The sequence below is a fragment of the Roseburia inulinivorans DSM 16841 genome (assembly GCF_000174195.1).
Classification (GTDB): Bacteria; Bacillota; Clostridia; order Lachnospirales; family Lachnospiraceae; genus Roseburia; species Roseburia inulinivorans.
This window is the reverse complement of sequence record NZ_ACFY01000062.1, coordinates 30,765-45,661: the sequence shown is the minus strand read 5'-3', so window position 1 is coordinate 45,661 and position 14,897 is coordinate 30,765. Positions and strand designations below refer to the sequence as shown.

18 protein-coding genes and 1 pseudogene are annotated in these 14,897 nt (G+C 41.5%); 1 reads left to right on the top strand and 18 read right to left on the bottom strand.

Features of this window, described 5'->3' with window-relative positions; all coding sequences use genetic code 11:
• Positions 1-15: 15 nt before the first annotated feature.
• The 16 genes and pseudogenes from ROSEINA2194_RS07510 to ROSEINA2194_RS07435 form a co-directional block, all read right to left on the bottom strand.
• Complete coding sequence (locus tag ROSEINA2194_RS07510) at positions 16-2,547, bottom strand: glycyl radical protein (protein ID WP_007885173.1); 2,532 nt, start codon at positions 2,545-2,547, stop codon at positions 16-18.
• A gap of 66 nt (positions 2,548-2,613) precedes the next feature.
• Positions 2,614-3,396, bottom strand: a complete 783-nt coding sequence (locus ROSEINA2194_RS07505; RefSeq protein WP_007885170.1) for a DeoR/GlpR family DNA-binding transcription regulator — start codon at positions 3,394-3,396, stop codon at positions 2,614-2,616.
• A gap of 22 nt (positions 3,397-3,418) precedes the next feature.
• Positions 3,419-3,967 (bottom strand): BMC domain-containing protein, encoded by a 549-nt coding sequence (locus ROSEINA2194_RS07500; protein ID WP_007885169.1) that lies wholly within the window; start codon positions 3,965-3,967, stop codon positions 3,419-3,421.
• 27 nt (positions 3,968-3,994) lie between these two features.
• Positions 3,995-5,320 carry a 4Fe-4S dicluster domain-containing protein gene (locus tag ROSEINA2194_RS07495; RefSeq protein WP_007885168.1) on the bottom strand — a complete coding sequence of 442 codons (1,326 nt, stop codon included), beginning with the start codon at positions 5,318-5,320 and terminating at the stop codon, positions 3,995-3,997.
• Between the two features lie 2 nt (positions 5,321-5,322).
• Positions 5,323-5,592, bottom strand: a complete 270-nt coding sequence (locus ROSEINA2194_RS07490; protein WP_007885163.1) for a EutN/CcmL family microcompartment protein — start codon at positions 5,590-5,592, stop codon at positions 5,323-5,325.
• A 68-nt stretch (positions 5,593-5,660) separates the two neighbouring features.
• Positions 5,661-6,272: a phosphate propanoyltransferase gene (locus tag ROSEINA2194_RS07485; protein ID WP_007885161.1), complete on the bottom strand. Its 612-nt coding sequence runs from the start codon at positions 6,270-6,272 to the stop codon at positions 5,661-5,663.
• A 108-nt stretch (positions 6,273-6,380) separates the two neighbouring features.
• Positions 6,381-6,659: a BMC domain-containing protein gene (locus ROSEINA2194_RS07480; RefSeq protein WP_007885160.1), complete on the bottom strand. Its 279-nt coding sequence runs from the start codon at positions 6,657-6,659 to the stop codon at positions 6,381-6,383.
• Between the two features lie 25 nt (positions 6,660-6,684).
• Complete coding sequence (locus ROSEINA2194_RS07475) at positions 6,685-7,041, bottom strand: BMC domain-containing protein (RefSeq protein WP_007885158.1); 357 nt, start codon at positions 7,039-7,041, stop codon at positions 6,685-6,687.
• A 60-nt stretch (positions 7,042-7,101) separates the two neighbouring features.
• Positions 7,102-7,383: a BMC domain-containing protein gene (locus ROSEINA2194_RS07470; protein ID WP_007885156.1), complete on the bottom strand. Its 282-nt coding sequence runs from the start codon at positions 7,381-7,383 to the stop codon at positions 7,102-7,104.
• A 51-nt stretch (positions 7,384-7,434) separates the two neighbouring features.
• Positions 7,435-7,773, bottom strand: coding sequence for a BMC domain-containing protein (locus tag ROSEINA2194_RS07465; RefSeq protein WP_007885154.1), 339 nt, complete (start codon positions 7,771-7,773; stop codon positions 7,435-7,437).
• Between the two features lie 21 nt (positions 7,774-7,794).
• The gene (locus ROSEINA2194_RS07460) at positions 7,795-9,006 is read right to left on the bottom strand and encodes a zinc-binding dehydrogenase (RefSeq protein ID WP_007885153.1); all 1,212 of its coding nucleotides are present in this window, start codon (positions 9,004-9,006) and stop codon (positions 7,795-7,797) included.
• Between the two features lie 18 nt (positions 9,007-9,024).
• Positions 9,025-10,415, bottom strand: a pseudogene (locus ROSEINA2194_RS07455) (aldehyde dehydrogenase EutE).
• A complete protein-coding gene (locus ROSEINA2194_RS07450; protein ID WP_007885150.1) occupies positions 10,406-10,885 on the bottom strand; it encodes a GlcG/HbpS family heme-binding protein in 480 nt (159 codons plus the stop codon). Before ROSEINA2194_RS07450 ends, ROSEINA2194_RS07455 begins: the two are co-directional and overlap by 10 nt.
• A 15-nt stretch (positions 10,886-10,900) precedes the next feature.
• On the bottom strand, positions 10,901-11,683 hold the full coding sequence (locus ROSEINA2194_RS07445) for a class II aldolase/adducin family protein (protein ID WP_007885148.1): 783 nt from the start codon (positions 11,681-11,683) through the stop codon (positions 10,901-10,903).
• A gap of 70 nt (positions 11,684-11,753) precedes the next feature.
• Entirely contained in the window at positions 11,754-12,215 is a 462-nt protein-coding gene (locus ROSEINA2194_RS07440) for a EutP/PduV family microcompartment system protein (protein WP_007885147.1), read from the bottom strand.
• Positions 12,216-12,224: 9 nt separating this feature from the next.
• Positions 12,225-12,578, bottom strand: coding sequence for a BMC domain-containing protein (locus tag ROSEINA2194_RS07435; RefSeq protein WP_007885146.1), 354 nt, complete (start codon positions 12,576-12,578; stop codon positions 12,225-12,227).
• A 366-nt stretch (positions 12,579-12,944) separates the two neighbouring features.
• On the opposite strand from ROSEINA2194_RS07435, the gene ROSEINA2194_RS07430 reads away from it, so the two are divergent.
• Entirely contained in the window at positions 12,945-13,694 is a 750-nt protein-coding gene (locus tag ROSEINA2194_RS07430; RefSeq protein WP_044927468.1) for a PHP domain-containing protein, read from the top strand.
• 127 nt (positions 13,695-13,821) lie between these two features.
• Here the strand turns inward: ROSEINA2194_RS07430 and ROSEINA2194_RS07425 are convergent, their stop codons facing one another.
• A complete protein-coding gene (locus ROSEINA2194_RS07425) occupies positions 13,822-14,079 on the bottom strand; it encodes a hypothetical protein (protein WP_007885140.1) in 258 nt (85 codons plus the stop codon).
• The gene (locus ROSEINA2194_RS07420) at positions 14,066-14,860 is read right to left on the bottom strand and encodes a ParA family protein (protein WP_007885138.1); all 795 of its coding nucleotides are present in this window, start codon (positions 14,858-14,860) and stop codon (positions 14,066-14,068) included. Before ROSEINA2194_RS07420 ends, ROSEINA2194_RS07425 begins: the two co-directional genes overlap by 14 nt.
• Positions 14,861-14,897: the final 37 nt, after the last annotated feature.

Genomic DNA, 14,897 nt, shown 5'->3' with positions numbered 1-14,897 from the left:
ACGCATTTTTCCTTCCTATCGATTATCAGCCTGTTCTGTTCTCTTAATGATATCATCCTGTAAGGATTTCGATAACGTAGTAAACAAAGCAGAATATCCGGCTACACGTACGATCAGCCCACTGTATTTTTCTGGATGAGCCTGTGCGTCCAAAAGAGTTGCACGGTCTACGACATTAAACTGCATGTGCATACCCTGCTGATCAAAGTAACCACGAATCAGAGAAATAAAGCTCTCCAGCCCCTTCTCTCCAGCCATAGCTGTTGGATGCATTTTCATATTAAAGAGTGTTCCGTTACTTGCGATCGCATGATCTAATTTTGCAACTGAGTTACAGGATGCTGTCGGTCCACTGATATCGAATCCTGATGTCGGTCCGACTCCATCTGCCACCGGAGTATGTGCTAATCTTCCGTCCGGAGTAGCACCGGTCTGAGCTCCTAATGGAACATTGGCTGATACCGGATAGAGACCTGCCTGATACATTCCACCTCTTGGATTTTTGAATGTCTCTAATGGTCTTGTGTAGAAATATGCTGCCTCGCGGGCAAGCTCATCTACTTCATCAATATCATTTCCGTATTTCGGAAGTTCAAGGATCATTTCATGGATCTCTTCATAACGCTTCCTGACATCTTCCGGTAATTCCATCTCTAATACCTGTCTGATCGTATTCGCTATCACATCAGGTCCCACTTCCTGACCTGCATCTTTTAATCCTTTTGCAACCTGCATTGCAATATCTCCGGCAGTTGTGGCATCCAGCCCTTTACCGTAATTCATCTCAAGAGCTTTCTTTAACTCGCCCATGGTAATGCGTTTTTCTTCAAATACCAGCTTCTTGATCGTATATAAAGAGTCTGCGACATTTGCGATACCAAAGCCCTGCGGACCGGTAAAGTTATAAATTGCTCCGCCTTCCTGTGCACTCATTCCCCGCTTGATGCAGTCATCTACCAGACATGACTCAAATGGTAATGGTGCAAGCTTTGCATGAGCATAATCAATTGCATTATCTGCATTTACCATCAATTCGATGTTATATAACATCTGTTTTCTGTATGCTTCCATAAATTCATCAAATGACTGGAAGCTCTCCACATTACCGGTCTGGATACTTGCGATCTCTCCATTGTCATAACCATTGGAAAATACCATCTCCAATGGGCGGCACATATTGAAGAACGCTGCATCGTGCCATCCGTCTGTTTTACCCGGAACCTGCGGTTCTACACATCCGATGATGTTGTAATTCCTTGCCTCGTCCATGGTTGCTCCACGATGAACCAATGCAGGAATGATAACTTCGTCATTATAATAAGCCGGTAAACCGATACCGGTTCTTGTCAGCTCTGCCGCACGCATTAATAATGCCTTGGATGATCCATGCCACACACGGATCGATAAGGATGGCATTGGTAAAAATACATGCTCACTGGCAGTGATGCACATAAACGAAAGATCATTGGTAGCGTCTCTTCCCTGAACTGTCTGTCCACCAACGATCAGGTTCTGGAATAAGGAATATCCTGCAAAACCTTCTGCACTTGCGGCATCACGACATTTATTCAGATCATTTAATTTTACCCAGATACAGTCGATCAGTTCCTGTGCGTACTCACGGGTGAGACTGCCTTCTTTTAAATCCTTCTCGTAATAAGGATACATATACTGGTCAAAACGTCCCGGTGAAATAGAATGTCCACTGGATTCAATCTGTAATACCTGCTGGATGAACCAGAAGGACTGGCACGCCTCCTGGAAGCTTTCAGCAGGGAATTCCGGTACATTTTTACATACTCTTGCAATTGTCAGAAGCTCCTGTCTTCTTGCTGCATCTGTTTCTTTCTCTGCCATCTCTTCTGCCATTTTCGCATAACGATTTGCATAAGTGATGACTGCATCACAGGAAATCAGGATGGATTCTAAGAAACACATCTTGGTAGAATAATCCGCATCTCCAAAATGGCAGTTCTCCATCTCTTTTCTGACTTTTTCTTTTACACCATTCAGACCGATCGCCAATACGGTTTCATACTGAACTGTTACATGTCCTACACCATTATAAAAATAGTTGCCCGGTGTAAAGAAATTATGTTTCATGGCACGGAGTGTCTCCGGAGCCATATAGGAAGTTGCCAGCTCACTGGTTGTTTTTCCTTTCCAGTAAGCATCTGCAGCTAATAATCTCTTTTTTGTTTCCTCTGAAATATAGAATGGATCAGCACTTCTTGTTTCGACTGTTTCGAATTCTGCCTCTAACCATTCATATGAAAATTCCGGATATGTCTGGCATCCTCTCGGTGCGATCGTTGTACTTCCGACAATTAATTCTTCTGGTCTGATAATGATCGGAAGATTCTTTAAAATATGTTCAAAAGCACGTGCTTTGCGCATCACTACCGGCTGACCTTCCGTAGCCTTAAATGATTCTGTGATCAGTTCCGCTCTTGCCGCCTCAATCTCAGGCATCTTTGCATACAGATGATCTACAAGTCTTTTTATACGATCCGACTTCGCAATTGGAGTACTATCATAATTTCCCATCCCGCTGACATTCCTTTCCTTTTGTTCCTGCTATATCAATTGCCTTCTCACTCTTTGTATTGATTTCTAATTCGCCTCGCCTGTTTCTTTCGGATAGATGCACTGGATTCCATTCTCTTCAAATGCCTGCATCCATCTTTCATCCGGCTTCTTATCGGTTACGACTACATCCAGTCCGGAAAGTGGGCAAATATTGTAAAAACCTACTGTATCGAATTTTGACGAATCTACTGTCAGGTATACTTTCTTAGCAGACTTGATCATGCTCTGTTTAATACACCCTGTTTCATCATTGCCTTCTGTAACCCCTTTTTGGATATCCAGCCCTTTGCAGGAGAAAAACACTTTATCTGCATTATACTGCTCAATGCTGTCGGCCGCCTTTACTCCCAGAAATGACATAGAGTCTCCTTTTAACATACCTCCGGTCGAGATAATATCCCATTCTGAAATATCCGATAATTCCAGTAAATTCTCAATAGAATTGGTAATGACTGTAAGCTTCTTTTTGTTCTTAATATTCTTTGCAATAAAAACTGCTGTAGTCGATGCATCCAGAAAAATATGCTCCCCATCCTGTATCTCCTGACTGATCAGATCAGCAATCTTTTGTTTTCCGATTGAATTGGATTTCCATCTGACATTAAACGGAAGATCTATACTGCCGATTTCATTAATGACAGCACCACCATAACTCTTTATTACATGTCCGTCTTCTGCCAGCTTCTCTAAATCTCTCCGGATGGTCTCTTCTGAAACCCGGAACTGCCTGCTCAATTCACTTACAATTACCTTTTTATCCTTGTGGACCTGTTCCAGAATCTGTTTTCGTCTTTCCACTGCAAGCATAAATAAACCTCTTTTTTCTGAATTACATGATGTATTTCATAAGTTTGTCAGAAGGACGCGGAATAACAGAACTGTCAAGGAACATTCCTCTGTCACCTGCTTCTGCTTTTGCGTGATCGATCGCTGCCTGTACAGCAGATACGCTTCCTGTAAGAGTCATATAACTCTTTCCGCACATTCCTTTTGCCAATCGTAACTCGATCAGATCGACAATTGCTGTCTTAGCTGCCAGATCTGCTGCCACGATAAGTGCTGCCACATCATATGTCTCTAAAATACCCAAAGCTTCTATTTTCTCCGGCTGTGCTGTACCGTAAATAGCAGGGAAAATAGATTCATGTGGATTTCCTAATACAAAGGTATCCATAACTTTATCAGAATATTTACCTGCTGCTACGTCCACAGATGCACGGACTGCACTTAATTCACCTGCAACTAGGATCACAAATTTACCCGGACAGGTCACTTCAGCCTGTAAAATTTCTACATCCGCAGCTTTTGCCATTTCATCAGCTGCTTTAAAACCAGTAGATACTGTTGTGCATTCTACCATACCAATTGCTCTGGCCATAATTCTTTTCCTCTCTTTTTATGGATCTTACTTTCCTTTTACTACTACTTCTCTGTCGGTCACTTTCTGAACTACTCCATCGATAGAGCAATGGATTGCAACACTTAATCCGTCTTTCGGTTCTCCGATCAACTGTCCTTTTGCCACCTGGTCTCCGACACTTACGACCGGTGTTGCAGGTGCTCCGATATGCTGGCTCATCGGGATCTTAACCAGTTTGGTAACCGGTGTTGTATCTTCAAACGGTGCCGGCTTATCATATCTTGCCAAATCTAATCTTGCTGCCAGTCTGTGAACTGGTAACTTTCTTAACTCTCTGTCTTCTAATACCGGTGCCGGTTCAACTTTTTCTACCTTAATACCTGCACCTCTTAGACCGCCTTTGAATTGCTGTATAATGGATTTTGGTGACAATCCCTGCGGACAGGCATATTTTTCACAGATTCCGCAGCCGCTGCAATATGCTGCATTGATAAACACACTCAGATCACTCAGATCATGATTTGCCACCGCTCTCATGACCTTATGAGGCTCGATCGGATGTCCTAACGCATGTCTTGAACACATATCGGTACAGGTTCTGCACTGACAGCAGGAAGAAGATGCTCTTCTCTTCTCAATGTCAAGATTCTTTTCCATTCTCACAACAACATGATGGTCTTTCGGTAATATAATGATCGCATTTGTTGTCTTGGTAATAACTGTATTCTCTGTTCCAAGACGTCCCATCATTGGACCACCCATCACATAGGCCGGATCCTCTACTGTTATTTTACCAGCAAGAGAAATCGCTTCTTTTACGGTTGTTCCTAATGGAACACGCACTGTCAGTGGATGATCGATCTCACCGACAATGGATACTAATTTATTTGTTACCGGTATATTAAGATGTACTGCCCTGTACAGGTTGTACATGGTTTCCACGTTATATACCACAACATTTTCATCTATTGGAAGTCCGCCCGGTTTGATCACCCGTCCGGTGGCTTCATAAATTAAAACTACTTCATCTCCCATTGGATATGCCGCCTTAAGCGCACAGATCCTGACATTAGGGAAGTCTCCGATTACTTCCTCAATTGCTTTGATTGTAGTTACATATTCACTTTTAATTCCAATTACTGCTTCTTTTGCTCCAAAGCTTTCTCTTACTTCATCCAGCATCTGAATAATCTCTTCTGTATGAGTAGCCAGCAACTGTCTGTGAAGCTTTAATAATGGTTCACATTCTACACAGTTTAAAATGACTGTGTCTGCCTTTTCTGTCATCTTCGCATAAGCTGGGAAACCGGCACCGCCGGCTCCCACTATGCCATTATTTCTTGCAATATTTTTCAGTTCATCGATCAGCATATTTATTTACTCCAATCCTGTCCTTCATCAATGATTCCAACAATAGCTGCATCTATTGGTGCATCTGCCATATCACAGCCGATTCTGGCTGCACTGCCCTGTGCGACCAATACGTATTCTCCTATTCCGGCGCCAATGATATCTATTGCAACCAGGCGACTGCCGGTGTTTCTCATGCTTTCAACCGGTTCAACAATCATAAACTTGTTGCCAACTAATTTTTCACTTTTTCTCGTAGAAAACAAGCTTCCCACAACTTTTCCAATTATCATAATAACTCTCCATCGAATTTATGAATTGAAAGCCGGTCTCTGCCTAAAAAACCACAGTCCGAACTCTCTTAAAATATGATTGTCGCTAAATCGTCCTGTTTTACCTGAGAAGCATTCGCCTCATCCGTATCGATATGCATCTCTGTTGTAAAAGACTCGTCTACACGGATCTTTACCTGATCTAATACTACACCTCTCTCATTGCCCACACGTACAGATACAAAATCATTATCTTTTAATCCTGCAGCTGCAGCGTCTGCCGGACACATATGAATGTGTCTTGCTGCTACAATACAGCCTTCATCAAGGTAGATAACTCCTTTTGGACCTACTAAAGCGATCGGTGCAGATCCGGCTGTATCGCCAGACTGTCTGACCGGGGCTTTAATTCCTAATGTACGAGCATCTGTTGCAGAAATTTCTACCTGGGATTTACTTCTTACAGGTCCTAAGATACGAACATTTTCAATTGCTCTTAATTTTAATCCAACAATTGTACACTGCTCGTTGGATGCAAACTGTCCACCCATTAATTCTTTTTTCTTTGTAAGCTGATATCCCTTACCAAATAACTTTTCTACATCTTCCTGGGTCAAATGGATGTGTCTTGCAGAGATTCCTACCGGTACTTTTACGACAGGTTTATTCGAATTAGTGCTTTCTATTGCCTGTAATACCATTCTGGTAATTTCTTCTACATTATTATAAGAATTCAAGATTCACACCATCCCTTATGTAATAGTCACACAGTCAGAGCTGCCTCTAACTGTGTGCATATGAAATGTTACTTATTTAACTGTTGGTAAAATCATCTCTACATCGCCGTGTGGTCTTGGGATTACGTGTGTAGCTACTAATTCGCCTAATGTACCTGCACTGCTTGCTCCGGCTTCTACTGCAGATTTAACAGCTCCTACGTCTCCACGTACCATAACTGTTACTAATCCGGATCCGATCTTCTCTGTTCCTACTAATGTTACATTTGCTGCTTTGCACATTGCATCTGCCGCTTCAATTGCTGCTACTAAACCTCTGGTTTCAATCATTCCTAATGCTTCTAATGCCATAATTATTTCCTCCTATTTTATCTTTTTATTTGTCTTCAGGTACAAAATCCGGTGGATCCTGTCCGAGCATTTTAGGATCGGACGAAGGTTCCGGTTTTCCTTTAAAACGGCTGGCTGATAATTCAACCATTTTCACAATTTCAGGATGTGGATTTGGAAGTATTCCAACAGATACCGGCTTCTTGATCGCATTTGTGCTTGCTGCCTCTATCGACTGTCTGACTGCTTCCACTTCACCTTCAATCACCAATGTAACCAATCTGCCACCCAGCTTACGCTCCCAGGTTGCCAGCGATACATCTGCCGCTTTACACATGATGTCAAGTGCATCTGTTGCAGCTACAACACCCGTGATCTCCATGAATCCATATGCATTACCCATGTCGATTCTCCTTTAATCTGTCCGGCAGTTCTCATCTGACGGACAGCACGTTCTTATTTCTTAGCCTTTGAATTTTGGAAGGATTTTTTCAACATCGCTGTGTGGTCTTGGGATTACATGTGTAGCTACTAATTCGCCAAGTTTGCTTGCTGCTGATGTTCCAGCTTCTACAGCAGCTTTAACAGCTCCTACGTCTCCACGTACCATAACTGTTACTAATCCGGATCCGATTTTCTCTGTTCCTACCAAAGCTACCTCAGCTGCTTTTGTCATTGCATCTGCTGCTTCGATTGCTGCTGTAAGTCCTCTTGTTTCAATCATTCCTAATGCTTCCTGTGCCATTATAATAATCCTCCTTAAGATTTCTATCTTGTAATTATGTTATATGATTTTTTAGTTTTTATCAAGTGCGCTGACCGTCAACATTTTCTCTGTGTCCTCTGTAGGTCTTGGAATAATATATTTGGATACAATACCTGTATGAGCCGCTGCGACTGCCTCTGCTGCCCGCATTGCCTCTTCCACATCAGCGATACTGCCTCTGAATTTGATAGTAACCAAAAGTGGTACCGGTAAAGCATCTGCATTTGCCGGTTTGTTCTTGTCAAATACCTGAAGGTGTACATTTGCTGCCTTACATCCTGCATCTGCTGCAAGGAAAGCACAAACAAGCCCAAATACCTCTAACAAACCTACCGCTTCCTGATTGTCACGTGTTGTCAGATTTTCCATGATCTATCCTTTCCGAATACCCTATTTATTGACAACCGCAATTTTAAGTCCAGTCATTTCCAGGTTCTTCTTTAATGCTTCGTTAATTTCTTCTAATGGATATTTGTCAGTAATTAAGTCTGCCATTGGAAGTCCGATGCCTTTTGCTCTCTTTAAGAAATCGAATGTAGTTGCATAATCTCTTAAAGTGTATACCCAGGATCCTACTAATGTGATCTCTTTTGAACATAAGTCAAAATGTGGATTGATCTGTGCATCACCACCGTTGATGAAGAATCCCAATTCACAAAGTCCTCCACCATTGCGGATGAATTTGTAAATGTTAGCATGTGCTTTTGGATTTCCTGTACACTGGAATGCAAAATCTGCCAGATGTCCGTCAAAGGAATCTTCTACTGCTTTTGTCAGCTCTTCAATTCCTTTATGTTCCATAAAGTTTACTGTCTTTGTTGCTCCCATTCTTAAAGCAAAATCAAGTCTTGCCTGGTTGCCATCTACTGCTGTAATGTTTTCAATACCCATTGTACGGAGAACTGCGATACAGATCAAACCGATCGGTCCGCATCCCTGAACAACTACGCGGCTGTTAAAACGAAGGATTCCGGTTGTCTTTGCTCTTTCTACTGCATGAACTAATACAGCACAAGGCTCGATCAGGATTCTGGAATCTAAGTCTAAATCACTTACATTAAATACGGTAGATCCACCACGTACTAAAATGTAATCAGAGAACCAGCCGTTCAAATGAATATCATCATCCGGAAGTAATCCGTAAACGTCGGCTCCTCCTACGTTCTGTTTGTTCAGATCGAACATTGTAATATCCGGGTTATCTTTGAAGATCATACAGGTAACAACTTTATCACCAAGGTGAAGATCTTTTCCTGCTGAGTCTTTTTTAACATTTTTACCCATTTTAACGATCTCGCCGGTTCCTTCATGTCCTAATGCAACCGGGATCAGGCTGAATGGATCTCTTTTAAATTCGTGTGCGTCTGTACCACAAACACCACAACCTTCTACTTTAACAAGGATATCATCATCCCCTACTTCCGGCATAGGAAATTCTTTAATCTCAAATTTCTCTAACTCAGTAAGCATAGCTACATGTGCGGTAGAAGGAATTCCGGTTCCGGATGCCTTAGCTGCCGGTGCTGCACCTGCAGTACTTCCAGACATCTGATCCAGGATCTGTCTTACGATTAATTCAACATCCTGCTCTTTTACTGCCATTTTTATTCTCTCCTTCTCTTATCTGATGCAAAGGCTGTCTGACATTGTACAACGTCTGCTCTTTGTAAAGCTGTGTGCAGCTGTTAAACCTTCTCCGGTTCTGGAAGCAATTGTAAATGTACAATAGCCTTCTCCACCGAATCCTAATGCTGCATAGCTTGGTCCGTTTTTAACTAAGATAGCTGTATCCAATGCTCTTGCATAAGTAGTGATGTGATCCACATTCTTGGAATGGATATGAGCTGAATGACGGTTGCCATGCTCTAACCATACTGCTGTTTCCACACCTTCTTCGAAGGATTTCACACGAACCATGCCTAAGATAGGCATCATTAATTCTTCTGCAATCAATGGATGCTCTTTCTGTCCTTCAAATACGATACAACGGATTTCCGGTCCTACATTTACACCTACCATAGCTAAAAGTGTCTGTGCACTTCTACCAACACATTTTCTGTTTAATGCTCCCTTTGGTGTAAATACTGTCTGGACTAATTTATCCTGGATTTCTTTGCTTGCCAGATAGCAGCCGTTTTCAGAGATCATGTAGTTCATTAATTCATCTGCAACGCTGTCTACTGCAACGATTTCTTTCTCAGCGATACAAGGAAGGTTGTTATCAAAAGTACATCCGTTCACGATGTCCTGTGCTGCCTTTCTGATATCTGCTGTTTCATCTACCAATACAGGCGGGTTACCGGCACCTGCACCGATTGCTCTCTTTCCTGAAGAAAGTACTGCTGTTACTACTCCAGGTCCACCTGTTGCTACTAATAAATGAATCGATGGATGTTTCATCATAATCGCACTTGTATCAAGTGTCGGAGCTTCCACTGTAACTGCGATATTATCAGGACCGCCGGCTTCAATAGATGCCTCGTTGATCATGTTGATCGTATAAATTGTTGTTTTCTTTGCATTTGGATGTGGGTTAAATACAACTGTATTTCCACCTGCAAGCATTCCGATACAGTTGCAGATAACTGTTTCAGATGGGTTTGTTGCCGGTGTAATGGCTCCGATCACTCCGAAAGGTCCCATTTCTACTAATGTAAGTCCCCTATCACCTGACCATGCAATTGTGCTGATATCTTCTGTACCAGGCACTTTATCTGCGGTAAGATGATGTTTAAGGATCTTATCCCCCACATTACCCATTCCTGTTTCGTTAACACCCATGTTTGCTAAAATTTCTGCATTTTCATGTGTTTTTTACGGATCAGGGAAATGATCTGTTCTCTCTGATCCAAGGTCATGGTGCAAACTTTCTTCTGTGCTTCGATAGAAGCATTGATTGCATCATTCATATCCTTAAACACACCATGCATACCGGATACGCTTCCGGAAATCTGCATATTTGCCATGACTTTCTGTACGATGTCATGTACCATGCGTTCATCTACAGACACTTTATTACCTCCTTCAATGCGGATGCCCCATAGGCTGCCAGGTCTGAATCCTCCTGCGCACTGCCGCCAGAGACCCCAAGGGCACCGATCATGGTCTTACCGACCATTAGCGGTTCTCCGCCTCCTAAAATCATTACTTTGCCATTATTGCTAAACTGTAATCCATACAGATCCTGTCCCGGCTGGCAAAGTCTGGACAATTTTGCCGTCGACATCTGAAATGCTGTAGAAGTATAAGTTTTATTCACTGCAACATCGAAGCTGCCATGATAAGCACCATCCATGCAATGAACAGCGATAGGTCTTCCTGAAGCATCCGATACAGCAACAACGACAGCAAGTCCCATTTCTGCTGCTTTTTCTTCTACAGTCTCTATTAACTTCACTGCCAGTTTTAAAGACATAACCTCTTTTACGATGGCGTCGCCGACAATATTGTTAATTATTTTTTCCAGATTATTTTCATTCATATTATTTTAAAGATTCTAATACTTTTTAGTAATAGCTGCTACTAATTCCTTGTTATCATCAACCTGTGCAGAAGAGCTGCATCCGCCACCACAGTTATGGCAGTTTTCTTTTCCTTTGTTCTGGCAAAGGTTTGCAGGATGACGTCCCGGAAGTCCCATTTTTCTTCTGATCTCATATAATTTAGCGATCTGTTCTTTATCGAATTCTTTTGGTCCGCCAAGCTGTTTTGCTTTGTATAATAACTCTGCATAGAACTCAACAGATTCCATCTTCATATATGCAGCCATAAGGTCTGTAGACCATGTCAATGCACCGTGGCTCTCTAACAATACAGCATCAAAGTGCTCTAAGTATGGCTCAACTGCATCCGGAATCTCCATTGTAGAAGGTGTTCCATAAGGTGCGATTGGAACACATCCTAATGCGATAACTGCTTCCGGCATGATCGGCTGTGTTAAAGGAATACCAGCAATTGCAAAGCTTGTTGCAAATGTTGGATGTGCATGAACTACAGCTCCTACGTCAGGTCTCTTTGCATATACTCTCATATGCATCTTGATCTCAGATGATGGCTTGAATCCTTTGTTTGCCTGGATCACATTACCCTGTGCATCTACTTTGCAGATGTACTCCGGTGTCATAAATCCTTTGGAAACGCCTGTTGGTGTGCATAAGAATTCATTGTCGTTCAGTTTTACAGAGATGTTACCATCGTTTGCTGCAACCATGTTACGGTCATAAATTCTCTTTCCTACATCACACATCATTTTTTTGATTTCGTATTCGTTCAGTGCCATTTTTTGTTCTCCTTTTTGGTTTTTATTTATTTGATTATTTTATATCAGGATATAAAATAACAGTTCGGATTTAATTGGTTCCTTCTTCCCAGGGCATTACCTCTCCCGGTTCCCGGAGGTATTCCAAAATATCAGAAACTCCTTCACCGGTCTTGGAGTTCACATAGAAAATTGTCTTACAGCCGGCATTCTGTAACCATCTGGTCGCAAGTTCGGTATCTGCATCTTCTTTATCGATCTTGGTCACGATTCCTATCACATCCCGGTTCACCATGCAGGTGATATTCGGCGGATATAAGGAAAACGGTTCTGTCGATGATGCCAGAAGTCCTACCACATCAGCTTCGTAAGAATATAACGCCAATGCTCTTCCAAGTTTTCCTGTCTGCAGATATTCCCCCGGTGTGTCTATGATCACGTCATAATGATTAATGTACTGTGTCTTCTTATATGTAATCTTCTCACCCCGAAGTGCCTGTGTCAGAGTTGTCTTCCCTGCTTCACTGCGCCCCATTAAAATGATCTTCTTCATATATATCACTTACGTGCGGGTTACAGGTGTGACCGCATACCCCAGCGTATTCTCCACATACTGCAAAATTGCCTGAATCGATGCCTCTACTTCTGACACTGTGCCTGTCACGATCACCGACCCTGAAAATCTGTCTACAAACCCAAGTTCTACACCGGCTGACTTAATCCCTATATCTGCCATGATGATCGCTGTCTCCGCCGGGCTGACCGTCAGGACGCCGATCGCAGCTTTCGCATATTCCACAGCAGGATTCAATCCCAGCTTCTGGTAAAGTATCGGATCCGGGTTGGCAATGATATGTGCCAAAGTAATCTGTTTACCAGGAACTAATTCCTGTATGATCCTTTGTTTGTTTTCCATGCTTCGTCCTCTCTTATCCCAATGACAGGATTCTCTTTATTCCGATACTATGATTATATTATGGTTTATTTATAAAGTCAACAGAAAACAACATTTTCTTTTGATTATTTCTCTTTATTTTTCATTATACATTATGTTTTATGTGGTTTTCACACTTGTTTTTAGTTGTTTTTATTGTTTTCTTCTTGTTTTATCTTTGTTTTTTCAAATTTCATATTGGAAAATAGTTTTTTATAGGTTATAATTATGGTAAAGTTTTTTGTTTTATCCAGATTTATTGCCAGATTTTACAAGTCAAATATTGTTTTTTTATATTTTCTTGTAACATCGCACAATTTTACAGTGTATTTTCAGAAAGGTTTCTTTATGATAAATAGTAATACTTTTTCAAATTTTAACAGCAAATATCCCATTTATGCTGATTTACACACGCACAGCATCAGCAGTGGACATGGTTCAGAAGACACCATCACAGACATGATCCGGTGCGCTTCCGAATCAGGACTTTCTCTTTTCGGCATTTCCGATCACGGTCCTGCCACTTCATCTTCTGCAAAGCCTTCTTATTTCCAAAGCCTGAAATTAGCAGACCGGGATCGTTTTGGAATCAGAGTGCTTTATGGTGCAGAATTAAATATTATAAATACTGCAGGTGATGTCGATCTGGATGATGATACCTTATCCACATTAGATTATGCGATCATCAGCATCCACCCACCGATTTTCAAGCCTTACCATGACAAAGATCTCTCCTCTGCATATATCCGCGCAATGGATCATCCTAAAGTCCGTTTTTTAGGGCATATTGATGATGCACGTTTTCCGGTAGATTTTGAATACCTGCTTGAGATTGCCAAAGAAAAACATGTTTATCCGGAAATTAATAATGGTTCTCTCATGCCCGACGCTTACCGCATAAACGGTCAGGAAAACTGCCGTAGGATTTTAAGCATATGCAAAAAGCTGGATCTTCCTGTTCTCCTCTCCAGCGACAGCCACGGCAAGAAAAGCATCGGAAATATGCAGTATATTTTTCCGCTGCTAGAAGAACTTGATTTTCCTGCTCATTTAGTTTTAAATTCTGATCTATCCGCTTTATCAGATATTATCCGGTAGCTGTTTCTTCTATATATATTGTTTTTTCGTCCTGTTAAAGAAATTCATTTTGTAACAGCAAAAAGGAGCATCGCTTATCACTGTCCCCAGTCATTTTGCGATACTCCTTTTATATTTTGTATTAATTTTAGAAGAAATAAATTGGCATTGCGTCTCCAACACCAAAGGTTTCATTTTCTTCCGGTTCACGATCCAATACCTGATCGGATTTCTGATACTCGATCATCTGCATCACTTCTTTTGAAGTTCCGGAAATCACTTTACTTGCCGTTACAGCTTTTGTTTTCGCTGTCGTTTTTGCTGTTGTTCTTTTTGTTTCTTTTGATACTGATGTATTGTCAGCTGCTTTTGATGCTCTGGCCATACTTCCTTTACCTACTGCCATAATCCATGACCTCCCTTGCTAATTGTTGAAATTCCTTTGCGCTTCTTGTACTCTTCTTGTATACCGAAACCGGTACAGAGTTATCCTGTGCCCACTCGACAGAAGTATCAACATGGATGAATGTTTCAAATACATTTATATTATCATAGCCTGCCAGGATTTCTCTCGTCTGCTTATAATAATTCTTTCTTTCATCTACTTTTGTGATCAGTACTCCCATAATCTTTGCTTCTGTCATTTCAGAGATTCCATTTAAAAAATCAAACATATTTGCCAGTCCGAACAATCCCCATGGGGACGCCTCCACAGGAACGATCACGTAATCTGCTGCGCATAAAATATTGATTACCCACGTTCCAAGAGTCGGAGGCGCATCGATCAGGACATAGTCATAAAGTTCTTTTTCATAAATGCTGCGCAAGCACTTTTTCAACACATACTCTCTCTGTATCATTGTAAAAAGCTCGTATTCTATCTGGCTCATCAAAGTCGAGGACGGAATCAGATCCAGATTCTCATATGGCGTATGTACGATATATCCACTTAAATCCCGTTTGTTTTTTATTGCGTAGTATAAATTCTCCTCACATTCCGCCATTTCAAGAACCCGTTCTTCATCAAAGAAGGAGAGTGAGAGATTTAACTGCATATCTCCATCGATCAAAAGAACTTTTTTCCCTGCAGATGCCAGTTCGAATGCTAAATTAGCACATGTTGTCGACTTTCCGCTTCCACCTTTGTTGTTTGTAAAACAGATCGTTTTTGTTTTACAGCCTGCCATTTATCTTACCATGCCTTCCTTACTTTACAAAATATTA

Excerpts from the sequence above, each read along its gene's own strand:
- ROSEINA2194_RS07510 (WP_007885173.1), bottom strand. The coding sequence starts at position 2,547 with ATGGGAAATTATGATAGTACTCCAATTGCGAAGTCGGATCGTATAAAA.
- ROSEINA2194_RS07505 (WP_007885170.1), bottom strand. The coding sequence starts at position 3,396 with ATGCTTGCAGTGGAAAGACGAAAACAGATTCTGGAACAGGTCCACAAG.
- ROSEINA2194_RS07500 (WP_007885169.1), bottom strand. The coding sequence starts at position 3,967 with ATGGCCAGAGCAATTGGTATGGTAGAATGCACAACAGTATCTACTGGT.
- ROSEINA2194_RS07495 (WP_007885168.1), bottom strand. The coding sequence starts at position 5,320 with ATGCTGATCGATGAACTGAAAAATATTGCAAGAAATAATGGCATAGTG.
- ROSEINA2194_RS07490 (WP_007885163.1), bottom strand. The coding sequence starts at position 5,592 with ATGATAATTGGAAAAGTTGTGGGAAGCTTGTTTTCTACGAGAAAAAGT.
- ROSEINA2194_RS07485 (WP_007885161.1), bottom strand. The coding sequence starts at position 6,272 with ATGGTATTACAGGCAATAGAAAGCACTAATTCGAATAAACCTGTCGTA.
- ROSEINA2194_RS07480 (WP_007885160.1), bottom strand. The coding sequence starts at position 6,659 with ATGGCATTAGAAGCATTAGGAATGATTGAAACCAGAGGTTTAGTAGCA.
- ROSEINA2194_RS07475 (WP_007885158.1), bottom strand. The coding sequence starts at position 7,041 with ATGGGTAATGCATATGGATTCATGGAGATCACGGGTGTTGTAGCTGCA.
- ROSEINA2194_RS07470 (WP_007885156.1), bottom strand. The coding sequence starts at position 7,383 with ATGGCACAGGAAGCATTAGGAATGATTGAAACAAGAGGACTTACAGCA.
- ROSEINA2194_RS07465 (WP_007885154.1), bottom strand. The coding sequence starts at position 7,773 with ATGGAAAATCTGACAACACGTGACAATCAGGAAGCGGTAGGTTTGTTA.
- ROSEINA2194_RS07460 (WP_007885153.1), bottom strand. The coding sequence starts at position 9,006 with ATGGCAGTAAAAGAGCAGGATGTTGAATTAATCGTAAGACAGATCCTG.
- ROSEINA2194_RS07450 (WP_007885150.1), bottom strand. The coding sequence starts at position 10,885 with ATGAATGAAAATAATCTGGAAAAAATAATTAACAATATTGTCGGCGAC.
- ROSEINA2194_RS07445 (WP_007885148.1), bottom strand. The coding sequence starts at position 11,683 with ATGGCACTGAACGAATACGAAATCAAAAAAATGATGTGTGATGTAGGA.
- ROSEINA2194_RS07440 (WP_007885147.1), bottom strand. The coding sequence starts at position 12,215 with ATGAAGAAGATCATTTTAATGGGGCGCAGTGAAGCAGGGAAGACAACT.
- ROSEINA2194_RS07435 (WP_007885146.1), bottom strand. The coding sequence starts at position 12,578 with ATGGAAAACAAACAAAGGATCATACAGGAATTAGTTCCTGGTAAACAG.
- ROSEINA2194_RS07430 (WP_044927468.1), top strand. The coding sequence starts at position 12,945 with ATGATAAATAGTAATACTTTTTCAAATTTTAACAGCAAATATCCCATT.
- ROSEINA2194_RS07425 (WP_007885140.1), bottom strand. The coding sequence starts at position 14,079 with ATGGCAGTAGGTAAAGGAAGTATGGCCAGAGCATCAAAAGCAGCTGAC.
- ROSEINA2194_RS07420 (WP_007885138.1), bottom strand. The coding sequence starts at position 14,860 with ATGGCAGGCTGTAAAACAAAAACGATCTGTTTTACAAACAACAAAGGT.